General features: G+C 42.2%; 21 protein-coding genes and 1 other RNA gene. 11 read left to right on the top strand and 11 right to left on the bottom strand.

The window, feature by feature from the left end; translation table 11 throughout:
• Positions 1 to 13: 13 nt before the first annotated feature.
• Positions 14 to 3,205, bottom strand: coding sequence for a LysM peptidoglycan-binding domain-containing protein (locus MKI85_RS00210; RefSeq protein ID WP_241623863.1), 3,192 nt, complete (start codon positions 3,203 to 3,205; stop codon positions 14 to 16).
• Between the two features lie 219 nt (positions 3,206 to 3,424).
• Here MKI85_RS00210 and dnaQ point away from each other — a divergent pair, with 219 nt between their 5' ends.
• The 3 genes from dnaQ (at position 3,425) to nudC (ending at position 7,352) form a co-directional block, all read left to right on the top strand.
• Positions 3,425 to 4,804 carry a DNA polymerase III subunit epsilon gene (gene dnaQ, locus MKI85_RS00205; protein ID WP_241623860.1) on the top strand — a complete coding sequence of 460 codons (1,380 nt, stop codon included), beginning with the start codon at positions 3,425 to 3,427 and terminating at the stop codon, positions 4,802 to 4,804.
• Between the two features lie 125 nt (positions 4,805 to 4,929).
• Positions 4,930 to 6,579 (top strand): chemotaxis protein, encoded by a 1,650-nt coding sequence (locus tag MKI85_RS00200; RefSeq protein WP_241623858.1) that lies wholly within the window; start codon positions 4,930 to 4,932, stop codon positions 6,577 to 6,579.
• The gene (gene nudC, locus MKI85_RS00195) at positions 6,579 to 7,352 is read left to right on the top strand and encodes an NAD(+) diphosphatase (protein WP_241623856.1); all 774 of its coding nucleotides are present in this window, start codon (positions 6,579 to 6,581) and stop codon (positions 7,350 to 7,352) included. The genes MKI85_RS00200 and nudC overlap by 1 nt, the downstream gene beginning before the upstream one ends.
• On the opposite strand, the gene MKI85_RS00190 is transcribed toward nudC, so the two are convergent.
• The 3 genes from MKI85_RS00190 to MKI85_RS00180 are packed head-to-tail and all read right to left on the bottom strand — an operon-like array spanning position 7,341 to position 9,441.
• Positions 7,341 to 8,225, bottom strand: coding sequence for an alpha/beta hydrolase (locus tag MKI85_RS00190; RefSeq protein WP_241623854.1), 885 nt, complete (start codon positions 8,223 to 8,225; stop codon positions 7,341 to 7,343). The two genes, nudC and MKI85_RS00190, sit on opposite strands and share 12 nt — an antisense overlap.
• The gene (locus tag MKI85_RS00185; protein WP_241623852.1) at positions 8,215 to 8,910 is read right to left on the bottom strand and encodes a BON domain-containing protein; all 696 of its coding nucleotides are present in this window, start codon (positions 8,908 to 8,910) and stop codon (positions 8,215 to 8,217) included. Before MKI85_RS00185 ends, MKI85_RS00190 begins: the two co-directional genes overlap by 11 nt.
• Before the next feature lie 60 nt (positions 8,911 to 8,970).
• Positions 8,971 to 9,441 carry a YraN family protein gene (locus tag MKI85_RS00180; protein WP_413350620.1) on the bottom strand — a complete coding sequence of 157 codons (471 nt, stop codon included), beginning with the start codon at positions 9,439 to 9,441 and terminating at the stop codon, positions 8,971 to 8,973.
• 316 nt (positions 9,442 to 9,757) lie between these two features.
• On the opposite strand from MKI85_RS00180, the gene rsmI reads away from it, so the two are divergent.
• Positions 9,758 to 10,594 (top strand): 16S rRNA (cytidine(1402)-2'-O)-methyltransferase, encoded by an 837-nt coding sequence (rsmI, locus tag MKI85_RS00175; RefSeq protein ID WP_241623848.1) that lies wholly within the window; start codon positions 9,758 to 9,760, stop codon positions 10,592 to 10,594.
• Positions 10,595 to 10,739: 145 nt separating this feature from the next.
• Here the strand turns inward: rsmI and MKI85_RS00170 are convergent, their stop codons facing one another.
• The 3 genes from MKI85_RS00170 to ubiH form a co-directional block, all read right to left on the bottom strand.
• Positions 10,740 to 10,991, bottom strand: coding sequence for a hypothetical protein (locus MKI85_RS00170; RefSeq protein WP_241623846.1), 252 nt, complete (start codon positions 10,989 to 10,991; stop codon positions 10,740 to 10,742).
• 174 nt (positions 10,992 to 11,165) lie between these two features.
• Positions 11,166 to 12,398, bottom strand: coding sequence for an FAD-dependent monooxygenase (locus tag MKI85_RS00165; protein WP_241623844.1), 1,233 nt, complete (start codon positions 12,396 to 12,398; stop codon positions 11,166 to 11,168).
• Entirely contained in the window at positions 12,395 to 13,603 is a 1,209-nt protein-coding gene (gene ubiH / locus MKI85_RS00160) for a 2-octaprenyl-6-methoxyphenyl hydroxylase (RefSeq protein WP_241623842.1), read from the bottom strand. Before ubiH ends, MKI85_RS00165 begins: the two co-directional genes overlap by 4 nt.
• 392 nt (positions 13,604 to 13,995) lie before the next feature.
• On the opposite strand from ubiH, the gene MKI85_RS00155 reads away from it, so the two are divergent.
• The 3 genes from MKI85_RS00155 (at position 13,996) to MKI85_RS00145 (ending at position 16,001) form a co-directional block, all read left to right on the top strand.
• Positions 13,996 to 14,436: a GNAT family N-acetyltransferase gene (locus MKI85_RS00155; protein ID WP_241623840.1), complete on the top strand. Its 441-nt coding sequence runs from the start codon at positions 13,996 to 13,998 to the stop codon at positions 14,434 to 14,436.
• A 183-nt stretch (positions 14,437 to 14,619) separates the two neighbouring features.
• Complete coding sequence (locus MKI85_RS00150) at positions 14,620 to 15,120, top strand: DinB family protein (protein WP_241623838.1); 501 nt, start codon at positions 14,620 to 14,622, stop codon at positions 15,118 to 15,120.
• A 467-nt stretch (positions 15,121 to 15,587) separates the two neighbouring features.
• On the top strand, positions 15,588 to 16,001 hold the full coding sequence (locus tag MKI85_RS00145; protein ID WP_241623836.1) for a hypothetical protein: 414 nt from the start codon (positions 15,588 to 15,590) through the stop codon (positions 15,999 to 16,001).
• Between the two features lie 124 nt (positions 16,002 to 16,125).
• Here MKI85_RS00145 and pepP read toward each other — a convergent pair whose 3' ends face one another.
• Entirely contained in the window at positions 16,126 to 17,448 is a 1,323-nt protein-coding gene (pepP, locus tag MKI85_RS00140; RefSeq protein ID WP_241623834.1) for a Xaa-Pro aminopeptidase, read from the bottom strand.
• Between the two features lie 76 nt (positions 17,449 to 17,524).
• Complete coding sequence (locus MKI85_RS00135; protein ID WP_241623832.1) at positions 17,525 to 18,154, bottom strand: UPF0149 family protein; 630 nt, start codon at positions 18,152 to 18,154, stop codon at positions 17,525 to 17,527.
• Positions 18,155 to 18,218: 64 nt separating this feature from the next.
• Here MKI85_RS00135 and MKI85_RS00130 point away from each other — a divergent pair, with 64 nt between their 5' ends.
• The 3 genes from MKI85_RS00130 (at position 18,219) to ssrS (ending at position 19,342) form a co-directional block, all read left to right on the top strand.
• Positions 18,219 to 18,776: a hypothetical protein gene (locus MKI85_RS00130; protein WP_241623830.1), complete on the top strand. Its 558-nt coding sequence runs from the start codon at positions 18,219 to 18,221 to the stop codon at positions 18,774 to 18,776.
• Positions 18,773 to 19,057 (top strand): cell division protein ZapA, encoded by a 285-nt coding sequence (locus MKI85_RS00125; RefSeq protein ID WP_161933538.1) that lies wholly within the window; start codon positions 18,773 to 18,775, stop codon positions 19,055 to 19,057. Before MKI85_RS00130 ends, MKI85_RS00125 begins: the two co-directional genes overlap by 4 nt.
• A gap of 100 nt (positions 19,058 to 19,157) precedes the next feature.
• Positions 19,158 to 19,342: non-coding RNA, 6S RNA (ssrS, locus tag MKI85_RS00120), on the top strand.
• Between the two features lie 181 nt (positions 19,343 to 19,523).
• Here the strand turns inward: ssrS and MKI85_RS00115 are convergent.
• The gene (locus tag MKI85_RS00115) at positions 19,524 to 20,111 is read right to left on the bottom strand and encodes a GNAT family N-acetyltransferase (protein ID WP_241623828.1); all 588 of its coding nucleotides are present in this window, start codon (positions 20,109 to 20,111) and stop codon (positions 19,524 to 19,526) included.
• A 26-nt stretch (positions 20,112 to 20,137) separates the two neighbouring features.
• Positions 20,138 to 20,779 carry an FMN-binding negative transcriptional regulator gene (locus tag MKI85_RS00110; RefSeq protein ID WP_241623826.1) on the bottom strand — a complete coding sequence of 214 codons (642 nt, stop codon included), beginning with the start codon at positions 20,777 to 20,779 and terminating at the stop codon, positions 20,138 to 20,140.
• Positions 20,780 to 20,895: 116 nt separating this feature from the next.
• On the opposite strand from MKI85_RS00110, the gene pdxR reads away from it, so the two are divergent.
• On the top strand, positions 20,896 to 22,380 hold the full coding sequence (gene pdxR, locus MKI85_RS00105) for a MocR-like pyridoxine biosynthesis transcription factor PdxR (RefSeq protein WP_241623824.1): 1,485 nt from the start codon (positions 20,896 to 20,898) through the stop codon (positions 22,378 to 22,380).
• Positions 22,381 to 22,476 lie beyond the last annotated feature (96 nt).

Here is a 22,476-nt window from a genome sequence, read left to right as displayed (position 1 = left end):
TCCGAGTTGTGAATTAAAGATTCGGAACTTTAATCACATCTCCAATTTTTAACTGTGCAGATGGTTTCATGTCATTCATTTCTGCCAAGGCACTGGCTTCAACCCCGTAACGCGCAGCCAAACGAATCAGGTTGTCACCTGATCTGACTTTGTAGTCTTTCACTGTTTTCGGAATCAGGATGATTTGACCGACTTGTAAACCTGTACGCGGACTTAGGTCATTCAGGCTTGCCAACTCAGACACTGAAATTCCCACACGACTAGCAATCAAATTTAATGACTCACCCGATTTCACCGTATATTTCTCGGTGTCTTTGCTACTCACACTGCTCTTTTTCGGGCTGCTGTCCGCTTTAACGTTGGTTTTCGTCGGTAAATCACCGTCAACTTTTAAACGTTGACCGATACGTAAAGGAGCATTGGTCGAAAGATCATTCAGTGCAGCCAAATAGCTCAACTGCAAATGATATTTCTTGGCAATGCTGCCCAAAGTCTCACCCGATTTCACCACATGAATATCTTTTTCAGCAGCAGTAATCGTGCTTTCTTTTTCAACCTCTGCTACTTCACCAGTCAACTTTAAGCGTTGACCGACACGGACATTGGCATTACGCCCAATCCCATTCAAGTTCGCCAGATTGTCTTGACTTAAATTGTATTTGCTAGCAATGGCAGACAAGCTGTCACCTGATTGCACCACATAGGTTTCAGGCACAGTAGAACCGGCAGGCACCTTAATACTTTGACCCACGTACACGCCACTATTGCTAGACATCTGATTTAAGTCAGCCAAATCACTGAGTGATATTTTAGATTGTGCAGCAATGCTATACAGGGTATCCCCACGCTGAACTTTATAAGTTTCAGTTTTAACACTTGTGGTAGATTTTACTGCATCCACTTTCACCGCTGTTTTTTCTGAAGATGATGCATCATCATTGACTAAATTCAACGGCACATTAATTTTTTGTCCAACCAGCAAGTTACTGCCCGCATTCAAACCTGGCGTTAAATCTGCCAATTCTTGATTAGACAATGCGTAACGGTCAGCAATCAGCTTCAAATACTCGCCACGTTTTACTGCATAGGACTTGGTTTTGATGCTGCTCTTGCTCGTCGCTTTTTCAGTCGTACTTTTTGCGCTAGTAGAACTATTGTCTTTTAACGATAATTTCTGACCCACAAACAAACCACTGGTCACGGTTAAATCGTTATAGTCTGCCAACTGTTTGACCGAAAGACCAAACTGGCTCGCCACACTGGTCAAGTTATCATTGGCTTGTACTACATAGCTCTCAGGCTTGCTAGTAGTAGCAGAACGATCCTGAACAGGTTTGGCATCGTATAAATAAATGCTGGTGCCCACAAACAAGGTCGCATTCGGATCAATCTGATTCCATTTGGCAATATCACGCCAGTTCACACCATTTTTTAGTGCAATGGTCGCTAAGGTATCGCCAGACTGAACGGTATAGGTTGTACGCTTGCCTTTTGGCGGCACAACCATAATTTCTGATGCTGTTTTGACATAATTCTTATCTTTATTCCGCTGCGCTTCATCAGAATCGAGTTTGGTATTGTCTGTCACTGACTTTGGATAAGAAAAGCCTTTGGTTAACTCTTTACCTTGTTGTTCAGCAACTGATTGACTGGTCTGAATTGCCGTAAGCTTAATCTTGCCATCATAAGGATCAACAATTTCAGTGCCTTGTGGCGCGATCTCTTTCAGTTCAGCAACCACTTGATCCTGCTCAGCTTTGGTCGCTACTGGTTGTAACACCTGATCCACTGTTTTAGTGGCATCTTCGGCTTGAACCGCGGCTCTGATTTGCTCACGCTCAACCGCTGAAATCGGCGGTTCAACACTTACAGGCTGTACATTCTTCGCAGGCGTGACGGCAACTGGAATACGCGGTGCACTCGGTACCACGGTACTCGACGCAAATGCAGCTAAAGCATCCGCACCACGCGGTGTGGTCGATAATGGACGACCTGAATTGGTCGAAACGGTGGTTTTGGTAGATGTATCTGCCGTTTTGGTGGTGTTACTCGCCACCAAAGTTGGCGGGGTCGATTTACTTGGCGTAATTATCGTTGTGGTCGAACTGTTGTTTATAGGTGCTGCACTGGCCCATAAACCGCCTGAACCAGATTGCAGTTTAGACAGTTTCGCATCCACCGTAGGGCTAATATCTGCGGGAATCAAAATACGCATTGGACTACTGCTATCAATGCGGTCACCACGATGTCCTGGGTTCAGTGCATAAAGTTCCGCACGGCTTAAACCTGTAATCGCTGCAACATCATTCAGACTCGCAGGACCTACACTAATTTCTCTAAAGTGCGGTCGGTTAGCAATTGGGGGTAAGGTCACGCCATAGGCATTCGGATTTTTAATGATTTGTGCGACTGCCAAGAAACGCGGTACATAGTTCATAGTTTCTTGAGGTAAGCGTAAAGACCAATAATCGGTTGGCAAGCCTGCCTCGCGGTTACGGTTAATCGCCTGTTGAATACGACCTGGTCCAGCGTTATACGCCGCCAAAGCCAATTCCCAAGAACCAAATTGATTATAAAGACTGCCTAAAAACTCATACGCAGCACGAGTAGACTCGACGACATCTCGACGACCATCATACATGCCCGTCTGTTTTAGCCCGTAAATACGCCCCGTACTTGGAATGAACTGCCATAATCCCGCAGCGGCTGCACTACTGGTCGCAGCAGGGTCATACGAACTTTCAATAATCGGCAACAGCGCAAGTTCGGTCGGTAAACCACGACGCTCTGCTTCTTTTACTGTATGGTAAAGATAACGAGATGCGCGTGCACTCAAACGCTCAATATAAGGCTGACGTGAAACGAACCAGCTACGCTGCGCTTCAATCCGCGAATCCCAGTGATTGAGATCCATTTTAAAACCTACGGTCATGCGCTTCCACACATCACCATGTTTTAAAATGAGTAACCGATCGCCTTCCACAGCACGCATATCCGTCGCAGACAAAAGATCTTCTAAAGAATCTAAACTATTTGCATCTAAATAATTTGAGCCAACCTGTTTTGATGATGCAGCCTTGGTCGTACTTTGGCTCGATGCACAACCTGTGGTTAATCCTAATGCAGCGAGTGCAGAACCCAATACAGTAATCTTAAATAATGTTGGAACCGAGGGCTGCCACAAGAACGTGGTTGGTTTATACATAAAAAAATCCAAACAACTCGTATAAAATTTATTTTTTAGCACTGCCATTGTAGTGAAGCATCACAGAGACTCAAGGCAATAATTTAGCGCGATTCCATGATAAATGTTACAAGAAATTAAAAATTAACCATGTAATACACTTCCAAAGCACAAATGCGTTATACAATAGAAGATTGGATTCGCTTCTGTTAATTTTCTTTGCTGGCTGGATGACCCTTTATGTCTGAAACAATTACGCTCTATGTCGATGGCGCTTGTCGTGGAAATGGTAAGGATGGCGCACTCGGAGGTTGGGGAGCCTATATCGTTACAGCGCACGAAGAACGTAAAATCTTTGGGGGTGAAACGCAAACCACCAACAATCGTATGGAACTGACTGCTGCGATTGAAGGCGTACTGGCTTGCCCAAAATCAGCCAAACTGATTATTTGGACCGACTCCAACTATGTCAAACAAGGCATTACCGAGTGGATTCATGGCTGGAAAAAGAAAAACTGGAAAGATGTCAAAAATCCAGACTTATGGCAAAAGCTGGATAGCGTCTGCCAAGGTCGAGAGATTGAATGGAACTGGATTAAAGGTCATGCAGGTCATGCAGGCAATGAAATGGCTGATCAACTGGCCAATTTAGGGGCGGACCAAGCGGCAAAAACCGTAACAGCAGCCATTGAAACTCGCGCAGAAGATAAAAAAAAAGCTGAATCCGACTGGCTGTTTGACGACCCATTCGGTCTAGATTTTGCAGATGAAGAGACAGAATTGACTGAACTTGAAATAGTCGAAGATGTCACTGAAACCGTGATTAACATAGAAACGCTTCAAGCGACTCAGACATCTACAACAGTGCCAACGTCTAGTTCACACCCGCAAATTGTAATTACGCCTGCAAGCGTAGAAGCTTTTGGTCCACGACAACTCATTCTGGATACGGAAACCACAGGTTTCTACTTCCAAGACAGCGACCGCATTATTGAAGTTGGTGCGATTGAAATGATCAATCGCAAACTCACGGGCAGCTCGATTCATATTTATATCAACCCAGAAAAAGAAGTGGGCGACTCGGTCAATGTCCACGGCATTACCGATGAGTTTTTAACAGATAAACCTAAATATGCAGAAATTGCAGATGTGCTGTTTGACTACTTAAAAGGCGCGGAGATTATTGCGCATAACGCGACCTTCGATATGAACTTCTTGGACATGGAGTTTAAACGTACAGGTCATGGTCCACTCTCTGAAGTCTGTGAAGTCACCGATACTTTAGCCATGGCAAAAAGTAAGCATCCAGGACAGAAAAACTCTTTGGATGCGTTGGTACGACGTTATGAAATTGTACAACGTGACCGTACCTTCCACGGTGCATTACTCGATGCTGAAATTCTGGCAGATGTTTATTTAGCCATGACGGGTGGGCAGGTTTCCTTCGATATGGATGCCCTGTCGCAAAGTGAACAACAGCTAGGCGCGAGTAACAGACGACAAATTGATGAAACTGGCTTAGCTGTGATTTTACCTTCAGAGGAAGAATTGGCTGCACATGAGACTTGGGTCAAACAAATTGAGGAAAAACAGGGAAAACCTTGCTTTTTTTCAAAATAATTTCTAGAGATTCTGTTATTTTTTGTATTTAAACCTTGGGGACATCAGTTATAGTTAAATACAAGAAATAACGTTCTAACTCAGCCAAACATAAACAGATAATACACTAGGAAAGGTGCAGATAAATGTCTTACCAAACCTCTATTCATTTTGATCCTACGGCCTTACTGATAATAAAAAATGAGGTTGATAACTCGATCAAGTTAGTTGAAGCTGCGGTCAGTACCTTAGCAGAGGATCATACCCTACCGTTTGGGATTGATGATGCACTGAACCAGTTTGAACAATGTGCGCAAGTTTTAGTGTTAATTGATATGCCAAACTTAGGGCAAATTGCACAATATTCTGCTGAATTGATGCGCAAGATCATGGCAAATCCTGAGAACATCAATACGCAGGATGTGATCGCTCTGAGCGAAGGCACCACCATGCTAAAACGCTATATTGAGTTTATCTGCCTGCGCGAAGTCAAGATTCCTCAGTTCCTGCTAGACACTCTAAACCGCCTAGAGCTAGCGCTAGGTAAACCACTTACGCATGAAGGTCATCAGCTTGAATCTCTACTGAACACGGTTAAACCCAATTTCCAGTTACCAAGCACTCCGACCCTTGAAAAGTCTGAATACGTGCATCGCTTATATAAACTTGCATTGCATAAACTACTTAAGCAGCAAGAAACTGAACTTGATTTACAGGCGATTCGTCTTGTCGGATCTTATCTCGCAGGTTTAGCGAATCAATTACCAAGCCAACAATACTGGGGACTGGTACACGTTGCTTTCAACCAAATTGATAATTTACTGTTTACCGATGCCCGCTTACGCAGTCTGATTGACATTGAACGCAATATGGCCGCATTTTTCCTTGCGCCTGAAAGTTTCAATGCCAACTTAAAAGACCTGTCGAATATTCTGAGCTTGTGTATTAGCCAAGAAGATGAGTCAGCACAAAGCATCCGTGACCAACTCAATATTGGGGATGATGCACTCACCGACACGCAACTGCATGTATTTAGTCGCCATCTATATGGTCCAGACTTTAATACCATTCACACCATTAGCGAACTTGTAACCACTGAAATGGCTCAAATTCGAAATGAAATTGAATATAATTACCAAACCATGTCCGTAGAAAAGACACAAGAATTACAAGCTAAAATTAAAGAATTAGCCAATATTTTCAAAGTCTTGAACCTGAATGAAGCGTATCAGGACCTATCTCGTCAAGCTGAAACCTTGAACCAGACTGATGTGTTGAAAGATGAAAACTTTGCTCAACAATTGATGAAAGGCATTCTATCTGCCATGAACTCAATTGGTATTCTTGAACGCCATCACACCTCGAACCGTTTGCAGCTTCGTGTGAACAACATGCATGTTTCACTGGATCGCCTCGATGAAGCGCATGAAGCATTGCTGAATGAAACCAAAACCTTGGTGGATAGTTCTGCAACAAGTCTGGTGCAATATCTGCAAGATCAATTCTTGGGGGCTCTAGGCAATTTACCAGCTCAGTTACATGAAATCAGCGGTGCGCTGTTGTTCCTGAATGCCGTAAACGGTCAGCAAGCTTTAAAAAATGCTGCGAATTTTGTAGAACAAAAGCTTGAGGTATCAGGCAGTATTACTCAACAGGAAGTGAATTACATCTTGGATACTTTAGCCAGTGCCGAAATGATGATTGACAATCTGAAGAACAAACAGCCTGTATTACACTCTATGTTTGATGTAGCATTGAACAGCAGTCAAAAACTAAATGCCAAAGTAGCCGCCTAATGTCAGAATTATCACTTGCCTATATTTTTCATCAACAACAACTTCTGGTCGATGAACAACTCCAACTGCCTAAAGTTGAGCGTTTAGCAAGTGATCTGCATTTACACACGGGCAATACTGTCATTGCCCGTGATCTTCTCGCCCATGAAAGCATTCCAGACGGCTTACAATTGGTGCCTATTCGCCAGCTGCTGACCCAATGGACCACCAAGCAGTTTGAACAAGCCAGTCGTGCGCTACAACTGTTAGAGTGGCGTCGCAATCACAAATTCTGTAGTCATTGCGGGCATGAAACGCAAGTACATGCCTCCGAATATGCCATGATCTGCCCTGCTTGCCACTATCATCAATATCCGCGTGTTCAACCTTGCGTCATTACCGTGATTACCCGCGGTGAAGATGAAATCCTTTTAGCCAAGAACGCAAAAAACACCAACAATATGTATGGTCTGATTGCTGGCTTTGTCGAAGTGGGTGAAACCTTGGAAGATGCAGTACGTCGTGAAACTGAAGAAGAAGTCGGTTTAAAGCTGAAGAATATTCAATATCTGGCGAGCCAGCCTTGGCCCTTCCCGAGTAATTTAATGATTGCCTTTCGTGCTGAATATGCCGCGGGTGATATTCAATTACAAGAAGAAGAAATCAGTGATGCACAATTTTTCAAATTTGATCAACTCCCTCAAATTCCATTCAAAGGGAGTATCGCACACGCCATGATCATGCATGTAACTCAAGGACAGCCTGTTGCAGATGACACGCATCTATGGCTTTAACGCTTCCTCTATTGCCACCAAAATTTGTTCTTTGGTTTCAAAATAACGGCTGAACAAACTCGATACTGATCCCATCACGGTAATATGCCCTGTACGTGGAATCACGATCATTTTACTGTGATTGCCTTTTTCTTTCAGTACGCGATCAAAGTCTTCAGTATTGTTATGTCCCACAATTTGGTCATTCTCTGCCATCATCAAATAATGCTTAATACTGTTGGATGCGACAAAGTAATACGGCATGACCTGTTGGAAAGGCACACTTTGATCAAATGCCTCTGCACAGAGTGGGTCACCTTTATAATCAAAATGATAAGGACCCGCGACGCCAATGATGGCGCGGATTTGTGCACGGCATTGCAGCTCATACTGCTGTGGATGATAGACGGCTGACATCACATTAAATGCCCCTGCCGAATGCCCCATCAACACCACATTATCGGTACGAATTGCCAGCTTGTGCTGGTGCAGACTCAAGAAATTAAGCGCAAGGGTTAAATCATCCACATAGCTTGGGAAAATGTACTGCGGAGCGAGGTGATAATTGATCACTGCTACGTCATAACCTTCACGAGCAAAAGCTTCCCCCACAAAACGGTAAGAACTTTTATCTCCGTGCGTCCAAGCCCCACCATGCACAAATACAATTAAAGGTTGATTCAACTGCGGTTTATGCGCTTTGAATAAATCGAGACGATGACGTGCTTTTAAGCCATAAGCAATGTTTTCATGCAGTGTATATCCCTCACGTGGTGTGAGTTGATTCAATGCATAGCTGCCGACATCGTAGATGCGAAAGTCTCGAATAAAATCTTTCGCAGTCCCCACGGTGTCATTTAGTTGTCTAATCCAATATTCGGATTTATTGAACATTCGTCGGTTCTACCTGATCTGGGTCAATAGCTACAGGCGTTTGAACTTCGGGCTGCGCATTACTGGCTACAGGGCTTACCAAACTAGAATTTATTGACTTTTGTCCTTGATCGACATCATCAACCAATGTCACGATTTTAGTTACGTTACCCACTTGCTGTAACACATTGTTCAAATCATTGATTTCAGCATTATTCAAACGCCCCATCACGTACAATACACCATCTTCAGTATGTACACGGACTTTGCTGTCTGCAACTACAGCAGCTTTCATAATTAAGCCACGTGTATTTGCTGTCGCAGTCGCATCTTGCATGATGGTGTTATAACCAATTTTATCACCTACCGTGATAAAATTATGCACATTTTTTACATCGCTCATCGCGCGAACATTGTCTTCAGCCAGTTGTTTTAAATGCTGGTCTGGCACTTGCCCTGTCAGCAACACATTGCCATAAAAGCTTTCAATATTGACGCGCGACTGTTTAAAACGAGAATCTAATTTATATAAATTAATATTCGCTGTACGTTCAATTGAGGAATCAATAAAGACCTGTCCAAGTGAGCGTACCCCACTATCGGTTCCAACTGGTGCAGTCCCTGTACCACCTGAAATAAAACTCGCACAGCCCGTTAAACTAAGACCTGCGACACAAAGCACTGTCATTGCAATACGATTCAACACTCAGCAAGACTCCTCACTTATTTCATTCATTTTTCTATAGCATTGATGCTTCCTGTTACTTCAAAGATTAATGAACTCTGAATCAAAAGTAAAAGCATTTTCTATCCACTGCAGATCATAAGTGAAACTGGAAAAGTCATACTGTACTGTTTTTGCAAATTGTTGATAAAAATCAAAACAAATCACATCAAATCGACAATAGAACTGCTGAAATTCAGGATATTCATTCAAAAAACACAGTGCAGTCTTGATTAATTTACGCTGTTTCGACACCGACACCACTTCATTCGCATGGGCATAACGGGTCAAAGCTCGTGCCTTGACCTCCACCAAGAGTAAATCTTCTCCTTGCTGCACCACCAGATCCAATTCACCATAACGGCTATGAAAGTTTTGTTGTACCAATTGAAAACCTTGCTGCTGTAATAGCTTCAGCGCTTCTTTTTCCGCCCAATCACCAAGGGCTTGTGCTGTAGTTTTGCGACTCAATTTTTCTGATCCATTATTAAAAGCATCTATTGTTAATTTCATCTCATGAAGACTGATTTTATTTTGATCTGAGATTATTCTAGTGTAAGCATGAATCAGATCACAATTGAAAATAAATAATGCGGTTATGACAAAGTTTTAATATTCATCATGGTTTAATTCCGCTCATGGTTCAATCTCCATGCTTGGCTCGTTGCCAAAGACTGAATAGCATAAGTCAATCGAATCTAATTCGCGCCTAGGTCAAGGATTCAGGTAGAATACCCATATTCTTACGCGTTTGGGGAATACAGCTCCCTCACTACTTTTATCGCGTCCTTCTTTTACTTATTAATTTTTTTTGGCATGGAGACTTCACATGAGTGCTCAGTTATTTGTTGTAGCCACCCCGATCGGGCACTTAGATGACATGACTTTTCGTGCAATTGATACCCTGAAATCAGTCAGTGTCATCGCTGCTGAAGATACTCGTACCTCTGCCCAATTACTGAAGCATTTTAATATTTCGACGCCACTGACCGCCTGCCATGACCACAATGAAAGCAATAAAATTGATATCTTGGTGCAGCGCCTGTTAAAAGGTGAAAGTATGGCATTGATCAGTGATGCGGGCACACCCTTAATTAGCGATCCGGGATTTAAATTGGTTCGTGCTGCGCAAGAACATGGCATTCGTGTAATTCCCGTACCTGGAGCTTGTGCAGCGATTGCCGCTTTAAGTAGTGTCGGTTTACCAAGTGACCGTTTTAGTTTTGAAGGTTTCTTGTCGTCTAAAGCATCACAGCGCCTGTTACAACTCGAAAAGCTAAAAGATGAAACTCAAACCCTAATTTTTTATGAAGCACCGCATCGTATTTTGGAGAGCGTGAAAGCGATGGCTGAAGTCTTTGGTGCTGACCGCCCTGTGGGTTTTGCCAGAGAAATTACCAAAACCTTTGAAACCATTCGCAAAATGACCTTGGGTGAATTGGTTCAGTTCATCGAATCTGACCATAATCAGCAAAAAGGTGAAATTGTGTTGGTGGTGGGCGGTGCAACCCAAGAAAAAGACATGGAACAAGAGAAGTTAGATCAACTTCTGAAACGCCTACTACAAGATTTATCGGTAAAAGCAGCCTCACAACTGGCTGCGGACTTGACGGGTATTAAGAAGAAAATTGCGTATCAGCGTGCTTTAGAGCTGACCGCAGATTAAGGCAACACCTTAAGCTTCTTCCATCAGCCTATTTTATTTCTCCTTAAAGGGTAAAAATAAATAAGGTAAAAGTAATGATGCAAGATGCCCATTAATATCCGAACGCATAAAAAACCACTCGCAAGAGTGGTTTTTTATGCTCAGATTAGTCGTGTGCAGATTCATCTGGTGGAACTTCGGTAATCCGTCCACCACGTGCTAAAAATGCTGCCACTTCATCTTCCAATGCCTGACGTTGCTTGAGTTTCGCCGTCACGGTTAATGTTTCTGCCTCAGCAACATCACCATCAGAAGTACCTTCGGTAGCTTCATCAGATGCACCTTTTTCGGCAGCCTTCGCTTCATCCTCATCCACTGCTGAGTCTTCTACGTCATCATAATCATTCATATCCGTCATCTTTCTCTCCCCGCAATGACTTCTAATTACTTCGTTTCGAATTGGTTTCGAATTACGATGAAATTTATCAATCTAAATCGATTTCGCCTAGTAGTTAATGCAAAATAATCGTATCTTTTTTAATCAAATTCGTAATTAGATTTAACTAAATGCCTAAAAACTATCTTTTTAAATCTAATTTGCATAACGGGTATTTTTCAGCACCTGTAAACCATTGGCTTGCAGCATAAAGGCATCTTTCAATACGGGCTGCTGCTCGACTTGTTTTAGACCGACATTCCGCGCCCAAATCACAGGGAATAAGGTTGTGGTTTCTAACCAGCCAATTGCCGACATGCTGTGCATCATGGCATCGTTCTGTCCTTTACGGCTATGCTCATAACGTTGCAAGGTTTGATCATGCGCCCAAACTCCCCGCGAAAAATCATGCAATAAGGCATCACAGAGTATCGCTGCATCCAAACAGCCAATATTCACCCCTTGTCCCGCCAAAGGATGGATCACATGCGCTGCATCGCCAATGAGCACCAGACCTGAAGTCATATATTGCTGTGCTGCTCGCGCTTTTAAAGGGAACATTGCCCGAGGAGTGACTTCCAGCACTTCTCCCAACATATGCTGACTTTCTCGCGTCAACAGTTGTAAAAAGGCGTGATCATCCAATCCAGTATATTCTTCGGCATAATCATCAGGTAAGGTCCAAACAATCGATTGCCAATAACCATCTTGCTCTGGGTTCAAACTCGCCATCGGTAAAAATGCCAACGGGCCTGTTTCCAAGAAGATTTGTCGTGCTACATGTTTATGCGGCTGTGCAGTACGAATGGCACAGGTGATACCTGCTTGGCGATAATCCAATACATCCAGATCAATAAAAGCTTGTTCACGGACAAAAGAATTCGCGCCATCCGCACCAATCACCAGTTTGGTTTGTAATTTCGTACCATCGGCGAGGTGAATATGCCAAACGCCAACTCCACGCTCCACACGTGTCACTTTCACTTGGGTTCGATAATCTTTCACTTGGCTCAACATGCGTTGCTGAATGGCTAAATTGAGAATACTTGGTTCCACCATTGAGCCTAGCGCTTGCTCAATGGAGGGTGTTTTTTCACTGGCATGCCCGAAATTGATGTCGCCATAGCCATTTTTATTCCAGACTTGCATACCGCTATAGGGCATTTGACGTGCCAGCAAATCCCAGACTTGAACGGTTTTTAGCAAATGAATAGTGGCTTGACTCAAAGCCAGCACACGAGGATTGGCAACCGCCAACACCTTGCTTTCATCTAGAATTGGGGCGGCATCTAAAACAGTGGCTTGTACACCGCCTTGAGCCAGCAATAAGGCAGTTAATCCACCGACCAATCCACCACCGACAATCACAACATCGAGAACTTGGCTCATGCTTTTAATCCCATTGCGTAAGTGGCGACGAGTGGCTTAATCCCTGGAATCAAGTCGAAGGCGATGAGTCCAGTATTGCGTAATAATTTCAGCATCGGATTTTGATTGCTAAAACCACGCACCACGCTGTCGCAGAACTTAATCACGCGTTGCTGGTCTTTTAAACGGGCTTGTTCATATTCAAGCAACATGTTTGGTTCGCCAATGTCAGCACCTGCGGCTTGTTGTGCTTCTAAATAGCGCAGCAATACATAAGCGTCGCGCATACACAGGTTAAAACCTTGTCCAGCTACGGGGTGAATGGTATGTGCGGCATTGCCCATCAGTACCACACGCCCTACTGCCTGTTTTTCTGCTAAAACTTGAGTCAATGGATAGCTAAAACGCTTGCCTGTTTTCTGGAATTTTCCCGCACGGTCACCATAGGTTTGCTGTAAGGCATCCAAGAAATGCTGGTCATTTTCTTCACCTAACCATTCCTGTTCGGTGCCCTTTTTCACAGGCCAAACCACAGAACGGCGGTATTCACCTGGTAAAGGCAGTAATGCTAATGGGCCAAGCGGACTGAAACGCTCAAAGCCGACATGCTGATGTGGTTTTGAGGTTTGTACTGTGGTGACAATTGCCACTTGGTCATAATCATGCTCAGAAACACCAATGCCCAGCGCCTGACGACAAAATGAATCTCGGCCATCAGCAGCAATCACCAGTTTGGCTTGCAGTTGTAGCTGCTCTTCACCACGTGATGCCGTAATATAAGCATGCTCTGCATCTTGTGTAAGTGAGGTAACTTGCACACCATCTATCAGTTCAATTAATGCTTGCTGGCGAACTTGCGTCAGTAGCACACGTCCTAACCAAGCATTTTCAATAACCTGACCAAAACTTTCGACTTTTTCTTGTTCTGCCAATAAGCGTGCCTTACCAAAGCTGCCCTGTTCGGTAATATGCACTTGTAAGATAGGCGTTGCATGTTGCTGCAAGGCATTCCATAAACCGAGTTCTTGGTAAATTTGTACACTACGGCGAGATAAGGCACTGTTTCGCGCATCAAAACTGGAATGGTAAGGGGCAAGATTGATGTCATCATAATTTGGGTATTTGATGGCTTCGAGCAGTTTGACTGCAATATTCGCTTTCGCCAACATTAAAGCCAGACTTAGTCCGACCATTCCACCACCGACAATGATGACTTCTTGCTGCATGCTTGTTTCCTTTTTATGGCGTATTCGAGGTGAGTAGCCTCAAAATACCTATAAGTTTTAATGGATTTTATATTACATGAAAGCGTTTCATTTTTATAATGAAATGGACGGTTTTACGTACTATCAAGGTAAAGTGTGCAGTCATGATTTTGAAAAAGTATGTACCATCGGCTATTGCTAAACTTACTCAAGTTTTTGTTTAAGCTAACTTATAAAAACGTGAAACAATGTTGAATCATTGTTCGTGGAACATAAAAAATCATGAAAAAGTCGATCTAGTGCGCTGAACAGTAGACCAGCTTGATATAAATTTATGAATTATATGAAATAAAAAAGAGCATTTCGCATAACGTGCATTATGTTAATTTTAGGAAAATTAAAGAGAGAGGGTCATGCAAGTAAGAAAACTTCTAAAACAAGATTATGAGAATTGGTTAAATCTTTGGAAGGGATATCAGGACTTCTATAAAGTGAGTTTAACATCAGAACTTTCTAAATTAACTTTTAATCGTCTAATTGATGAAAGTGAAGAAATGGGGTGTTTTGTACTTGAAGTAGATAATAAACTAATTGGTCTAGTGCACTATATTTTTCATCGTAGCACCTGGACAGAGGGCGATTATTGCTACCTTCAAGACCTATTTGTACAATCAGATAATCGTGCTAAAGGCTGTGGTAAAAGTTTGATAGAAGCGGTATATGCTAAAGCTCATAAGAAAAATTGTTCTCGAGTCTATTGGTTAACTCAAGAAACAAACTATCAAGCAAGAATTTTATATGATCAAGTAGCGATAAATACTGGCTTTATTCAATATCGAAAGAATCTAGTTTAAAAAATAAAAAAATGCGGCCTTAAACGTCCGCATTTCGCATAATCCGTATTATGTTTATTTTAGAAACATTTAAAAATGAAAAAATTAGAAGTCATCTTTTTTGTAATTTTAATTTTAGCTATTTTGTGGGGCATACAATGGATGTTTCATGGCTTTCCAGCAGGCAATTAAAGAGTAAAATGGATGGATTTAAAAACTTATGAATTATTAGCTCGATATAACGTTTGGTCTACCCGCAAATTAAATCAAGTTTTGAAGAATGTTTCTAATCATGATTTCAATGCCGAATGTGGACTTTATTTCAAAAGTATCTCTGGAACTTTAAATCATTTACTTATTGGTGAACACTACCTGTGGTTTCCTCGCTTTTTAGGAAAACCGTCACCTGTACTTATGTTAAACACCATCATAGAAAATGATAAAGACAAGCTGATATATCAGCTAGAGGACAAAGCTCGTAATTGGATAGATTTTTTAAGAGATGTTGATGTTGAAAAATTCAAATATGACTTACAGTACAAAACATCTTCAGGTAAAAACATGAATTTGCCTTATGCTGCCACTCTATTGCATGTTTTCAATCATGGGACTCATCATAGAGGGCAAATCACAGCAGCTTTAACTTCAATGGGATATCTTTGCCCTGAGATGGACTTAGTCTACATGCTAATTGAAGAAAATTAGTCCATTAAACATAATGGCGTTTATACGAAGTATGTTTATATATTGACTTAAATATCAGATACTTAAAAATTTTACTCTAGCCAAAAAATGCACAAAAACGCTCATATTTTAACTTTTCCCTGATAACTCAATACATCCAGTCCCGAAACTATCCGCAATTTCTGCGGATAAACCTTGGGGTAAGTTTTGAGCAATGTTGTAAGCTCAGGCTGACATGAATTAGGGACCATTGCGTCTATGTCAGTATGGGGATTTTTCATATGATGGGGACATAGAGAACAAGATGTTCCAACACATAAAACAATAATGATAAGTGCGACACCAGGACGTGAAGTATGACAGGAGTTATACCTAAACACACAATACGAAAAACCCGACAGGATGTCGGGTTTTTTATGCTCTATATATCTATATACCAGTAAGACATTTGAAGTAAACTGCGATTACTTACTTATAAATTATTCATAATGAAATTTTTTAAAGAAAAGATTGTCGATTTTTTTTCATTAATGGCCGTTTTAATTCTGATTATTTCATGGCTTCTTCCTGTATTCGATGGCATGAAAGGATATGAACTTTTTGTATATTCGTTTTTTTTACAATTTTTAATCGCTCCCATTATTTTAGTTTTTCCAATTTGGGCAAATTTATCACTCGTTTTTACATATTTTTTATTAAATGAAAATGATCCCAAGTCATTTCGTTGGAGCTGTATAACTTTAGCAATGATGAGCTATGGTCTTGTCACTATTTTAGTGATAGATGGCAAAAACAGCCAACCAGTTCTAATCGGTGCTTATGTTTGGGTGTTCTCAGGAGCTTTACTCTGCATCTGTGCCTACATTAAAGTGAAAAAAATATCAAAAATTATTAATCTTTGATAATTTTCAAATGTTGTTATTCAAAAAATAGCCCCTGATCAAGGGGCTATTTAACATAAAATCTCTACTACAAAATCCAAATATTCAAAAGCCGATCAGAAGATCGGCTTTTTTAAAATTATGATTACTGAGCCATCAACGCTTCAATATCTTCTACTGATTTCACAACATCTTTGGTTAAAACCAGTGGGCCATTGGCTGTTGCAACCACATCATCCTCAATCCGAATGCCGATTCCACGCCATTTCGCATCCACGGTTTCATCATCAGGGGCAATATAAAGCCCTGGCTCAATGGTCACCACCATACCCCCTTCATATGGACGCCATTCCCCTGCTTGCTTATAAGCACCCACATCATGCACATCCATACCTAACCAGTGTCCTGTGCCATGCATATAAAACTGACGGTAAGCTTCGGTTTCAATAATTTGTTCGATATCTCCCTGCATAATGCCGAGTGACAATAAACCTTCCACCAAAATACGCACCGCAACATTGTGTGGCTCTTTATAAGAGTTGCCAATTTGTACGGCATCAATCGCAGCAAGCTGGGCTTTTAACACAATTTCATATAAAGCTTTTTGTTCAGGGCTAAATTTTCCATTCACAGGGAAAGTACGGGTAATGTCCGATGCATAAAGCTCATATTCACAAGCGGCATCAATCAGTACCAAATCACCATCTTTCAATTCTTGATTATTTTCAACATAGTGCAAGATACAAGCATTGGGACCACCACCCACAATACTGTTATAGGCTGGTACGCAACCTTGTTGCCCAAATACATAATTCAGTTCGGCTTCCAACGCATACTCCATCATGCCTGCACGCACCGCTTGCATGGCACGGGTATGTGCTTTTGCACTGATATTCGATGCAATTTGCATCAATTCAATTTCTTGTTCGGTTTTAAATAAACGGATTTCATCTAGGATGCGATCCAACTGAATCACTTGCGCTGGTGATTCATTGCCACGGCGTTGCTGTGCATCAGCCTGCTGAATCCATTTACTGACACGGACATCAAACTCAGAACTATGTCCAATGCGATAAAATAATTTCTGCTTATTGACTAATTTCTCGATGATTTCTTCATCGAGCAAATCAATCGCATAAGCTTCATCAGCTTCATAATCATCTATAGCCCCATCAATCCCTGCACGATATCCGTTCCAGATTTCCATCTCACGGTTACGTTCACGGCAGAACAAGCTATAGGTATAGCCTTCATCTAATGATTCATACGTTTCAATCACAGCAACCGCTTCTGGTTCAGCAAAACCGGTCAAATAGAAAAAACTGCTGTCCGCTCGAAATTTGTAGTCTGCATCTCGGTTACGAATTGCCACTGGGCTGGTTGCAATAATCGCGATGCTGTGTGGTCCCATTTCCTCTGCGAGGCGGTCACGACGTTCCTTAAAATCTACTTGAGTCAGTTTTTTCATTAAATGTTCTTCGGTCTTGTTTAATAAAGAATAGGGTTACTGTGATTGCGATCTTAAAGCAAATACTCGACCAAAATTAACTTGGTCGATGTGGTGTAAACATTTCTACAACACTGGTTTCAGAACCATTTTTATGCTGCTGCATTTGCGCATGCACGTTTTGTAACAAAGAACTTTCATCTACCGCAACTTTCTTACGTCCTAAAGCTAAGCTCACAGGAATGAGGCGTACAAACTCATACAGCTCTTGATAACTGTCTTCGCCTTCGTCGTCATTGTCAGAATCTTCAAATTCGACCGCAGCGACATCTTGCAAATGCTCGATCAGCTCCATTTCATCTTGACGAATATGACCTGATGCCAAACCAAAGCCTAGTACCACACCTGCACACCAGTCTGCCAAGGCTTGAACACGATCTGCCAAGACATGCTCATCATCTGGAAGTAATGGTAGATAGTCCAATTCATCTTCAGACAGTGCGTGAGATACGTCTTCTGCCTCATCTGTAAGTACAGATAAAGCAATTTCGCTTAATTCTGGCACATTTAAGGTCGATAAAATTTGTTGCCACTCTTCACGCGTTGGTGATTGAGTCACACAAACGATACCTGTCAGTAACCCATGTAACTCACTTGGGCTTGAAATCTCTTCAATTTGGGAAAAATGTTGGTGCCATTCTGACCAACCTGAAATATCGTCTTGCATTCGTTTATCCAATCTCTATACTTCTTATATATTACCTTTGTTTGCAACACTGTGCGACTACGTTATGTTAGAAGAATTACAGCGTCTACAGGCGCATATTGGCGTTTTAAAAACCCGACTCGCGCATTATGAAACCGAAAATAATGCATTAACCGAAGCCAGCGCAACTGCCGCTGAGCAGCACCATGCCCAAGTTGTACATAAAAATGGCATTATTACCAAAAAACAAGAAGAAATTGAGAACCTGACTGAACAATTGACTGAGTTACAGTCACAATTCAAGCAACTCAATACAGATGCAACGGCGTTAGCGGACCGTTATAGTCGTTTGGAAAAAAGCTGTACCGATTTAAAAAATCGTTTTCAGGATATTCTAAGTGAACGTAATGAGTTACGTGTCATTAAAGAAAAAATGCAAAATGAACAACGTCATGCGCAGCAAGAAATTCAAGGTTTGCAGCAAGAACGTGAACGATTGTTACAAAAAAATGAGTTGGCACGTACCAAAGTTGAAACCATTATTCAGCGCCTGTCCATTTTAGGTACTGAACAAGATCAGCATGCGCAAGAAATTCAACAATTGGCACATCCCACCGAAGTAAATGAGGAAATGCAATCATGAGTGAACAAATTCCTGTTGAACTACGTGTATTGGGACATAGCTTTCGTTTAGCCACCACTGAAGATAAAAAAGGTGACTTAGAACGTGCCGCACAATTGCTAAATGACAAATATGATGAGTTTCGTCGTCAGGCACCGCGCGTAGAGCCTAGCAAGCTGATTATTATGGTGGCACTTGAATTAATGCAAGAAGTGCTCGCCATGAATAAGTCTCTACAGGAATATGCACATTGCGAACGTTTGTTAAGCACTATTCTTGAAGAAGTGCAAACACTTACCTAGTTTCACGTTTATTTGCATAATCTCTCGACAAACAGCACCAAACTTTACAGTTCTTTGCCTTGTATGATTTGCCAGTATTCCATTATCCGTTATACTAGGCTTAACTCTGAGATGTTCGCCAGCGGGTCTATTCCCCTGCCGATACTTAAACTTATGGATTGCGTTCTGTATATTTAGAGTGTATGCCCACCTTCGAGTGGGAAACCCAGCAAGTATACGTCGCGTCCACCTTGAACTCATCGGGTTCAGGGTAACGACACATGCAGCGGCATCATCGGAGTACTTCATTTTTTCAATTATAAATATAAGAATCGCTTAAAATTCTCGATTCAATTCTCCACTCTTAATTTGTGTTTTCCTTGTTTTTTTCCTGCCAAATGCGCTTGGTTAACTCTCGCTTGGGAATTGGAAAAGCCCGATTAATAACATATATACCCAACATCCTCTCCAACGCCCTAACCTCGCTTTATCTACGTAATTTGAACACTAAATTCTGTCTGACTGCAGGCCACTCACTTTGCAAAATACTGTACACATAGGTATCTCTTAAGATGTCATCTTTAACAATCTGATGACTTCTTAATATTCCATCCAGTTTGGCGCCTAAGCGCTCAATTGCAGCGCGGCTCTTAAAATTAAATGATGATGTACGAAACTCAACTGCAATACAGTTCAAAACGTCAAAGGCATGGCTCAGCAAGAGTTGCTTAGCTTCAGTATTTACTGCACTACGCTGTGCGGATTGACGATACCATGTCGAGCCGATTTCTAAGCGATGGTGAGCAACGTCAATATTCATGAAACTGGTCATGCCTAAAACTTTGCCACTATGGCGTTCAAAGACTGTAAAAGGCAACATTTGACCTTGCTGTTGTAGCGCTAAACGTCTATGAATTTCAACCAACATGTTTTCTGGTTTTGGAATGGAGGTGTACCAAAGTTTCCATAACTCACCATCTTGTACCGCCTCACTCAACTCAAGATGATGTGATTCTTCAAGTGGTTTTAAAATGACATTTTGCCCAACCAAGGTCACTGGCTTGATCCATTGCATACTGGATTCCTCAACTTATTCTTTATTCACATAACTTTTTTTAATGCTGCAACCTGATGCATGGCATCGCCAATAGCATTTTGCCCTGTTTGTGTTAAGGCATTGGCGGCACCAAAAACGTCCAGATAGTCTTTGTTTTGCCCGAGTTTGGCTTTGCCTTGCAATCGGGTGATTTCAATTTCAATCCCTACTATGGCTTTTAGCATCGGTTCTAAATAGTCTTTTGGTGCATCGGACATTTTCCAAGGTTCCGCTTGTGTGGCTTCATGTGTCCGCGTTAAGCGTGCCACCACACCTCGGACATAGCGTTCATCATCACGGATTTTCACTGTGCCATAGGCATGTACCACCATGTAATTCCATGTTGGAACTTGTTGATGATGCTCATGTTTACTTGGATACCACTGTGGAGAGATATATGCATCTCCCGCTCGAAATATCACCAGCACCTCTTCCCCATCTTGAGTGTCTTGCCAGACAGGATTGTTTCTTGACACATGTGCATGTAAAACTCCAAGTTCAGACTGCTCCGTGCTCAGCTCAAAAGGAAGATGATTCGCATCCAACCCACTGCTGCCATGCGTAATCAAAATACCCAAGGCATGCTGTTTGATGAGTTGATGCATGACGTCAATTTGCGGGATGTCAAAATCTGCGGGGATATACATGGCTTACACTCCTTTATTGGTGACTCAAACCGAAGATGACTTTATTGTTGTAAATTTCCCCTATTCACTGGATTATTAAAAGAACCAGTTTATTTTATTTTGAGTAGACCAGAATTATGGCAAGAATCACAAAAGTGATCGACCTCCCCTCAATGGTCAAACTGAATAAAACTCAGGGACAGATTGCCTCGCAACTGATTCAGATTTTAAGAGACGCAGTACAACAAGGGGATTTACACGCTGGTGATCCATTGCCTTCTTCACGCGAACTGGCTCAAACCTTAGGCATCGCTCGTGGAACGATTATCGAAGCTTATGATCAACTGATTGCCGAAGGCGTTTTAGAAGCACGTGCACGTCAGGGCACTTTTGTTTCACATGCGCTCAAAAGATCAAGTCCTCAAGCAGCATCGACCCAATCCATTGATACCGAATCTTTGACCGAAGCAGCACGAAAATATGCTGAGATTCTCAAAGAATTTAGACCTTTAGCTCACCGCCCATTTGCCATTTCTGTTCCTACAGGGCGTACGCAACCCAGTGATGCATGGCGCAAATTTGGCAATCGCTTTCGCGCGCGTGGCGTAGCAGCCCCTTCAGGTTATGATGATCCTCAAGGTGTCTATGCACTCCGTTCGGCGATAGCCGACTATGTTCGACGCTCCCGCTCCGTCCAGTGTGAACCTGAGCAAATTGTCATTACCAGTGGTATTCAGCAAGCGCTGTATCTTTGTAGCCAAATTTTATTTAGCAAGCATGACGCTGTCTGGACTGAAGACCCTGCCTATCGCGGAACGACGGCTATTCTGGAAAATTCGTTGCAGCATCTGCAAATCAACCGCATTCCTGTTGATGAAGAAGGGATTCAAGTCCAAAAAGGGATTGAACTGGCACCTTATGCACAGGCTGCCTTTGTCACCCCTTCGCATCAATACCCACTAGGGATGCCAATGAGTTTGGCTCGACGCACCGAACTGGTTGAATGGGCAAAACAGCAACGGGCATGGATTATTGAAGATGATTATGACAGTGAACTCCGTTACACAGGGCAGCCCTTTCCCGCACTGCAAGGGATGGCACCTGATCAGGTCATTTATCTGGGGACCTTTAGTAAGGTGCTTTTTCCTTCGTTAAGATTGGGCTACGCGGTATTACCAAAAGTCTTGGTGGCGCCTTTTTGTGGTCTTAGAGCACTAATCGATCGTCATCCCCCTTCTGCCGATCAGCATGTGTTGGCTGCATTTATACAAGAAGGCTATTTAGAACGACATATTCGTCGCATACGCAATGTGTATGCAGAAAATCGCCAACTGCTGATTCAATTGATTGATCGCTATATTCCGAAAACACATGCTTTTATCGAATCAGGCGATCAAGGCATGCACATGGTGCTCTGGTTGACAGCCCCTGCGGATGATCTAAAAATTGCACAATCAGCACTTGAAGCGGGCATTTCAATTAAAGCCGTATCACCCACTTTTTCTCAGGCAGGGACACGCTCTGGACTGATTCTAGGGCTCGGTGATTTTGATCTGATTCAGATCGAAAATGCGATCAAAACCTTAGCCCAAATCATTCAACAGCATCTAGAACTGAAATGAGGTGATAGTGCCTCATTTCAGTGTCTAAATTCCATTTCTTGGTTGTTTTAGATTGAATGATTACGTTTAAAGTTACTAAAAAATGAATCTTAAACA

Source organism: Acinetobacter zhairuonensis (assembly GCF_022601715.1).
GTDB lineage: Bacteria > Pseudomonadota > Gammaproteobacteria > Pseudomonadales > Moraxellaceae > Acinetobacter.
The sequence above is the reverse complement of the archived record's forward strand: the minus strand, read 5'-3'. Positions and strand labels throughout refer to the sequence as shown.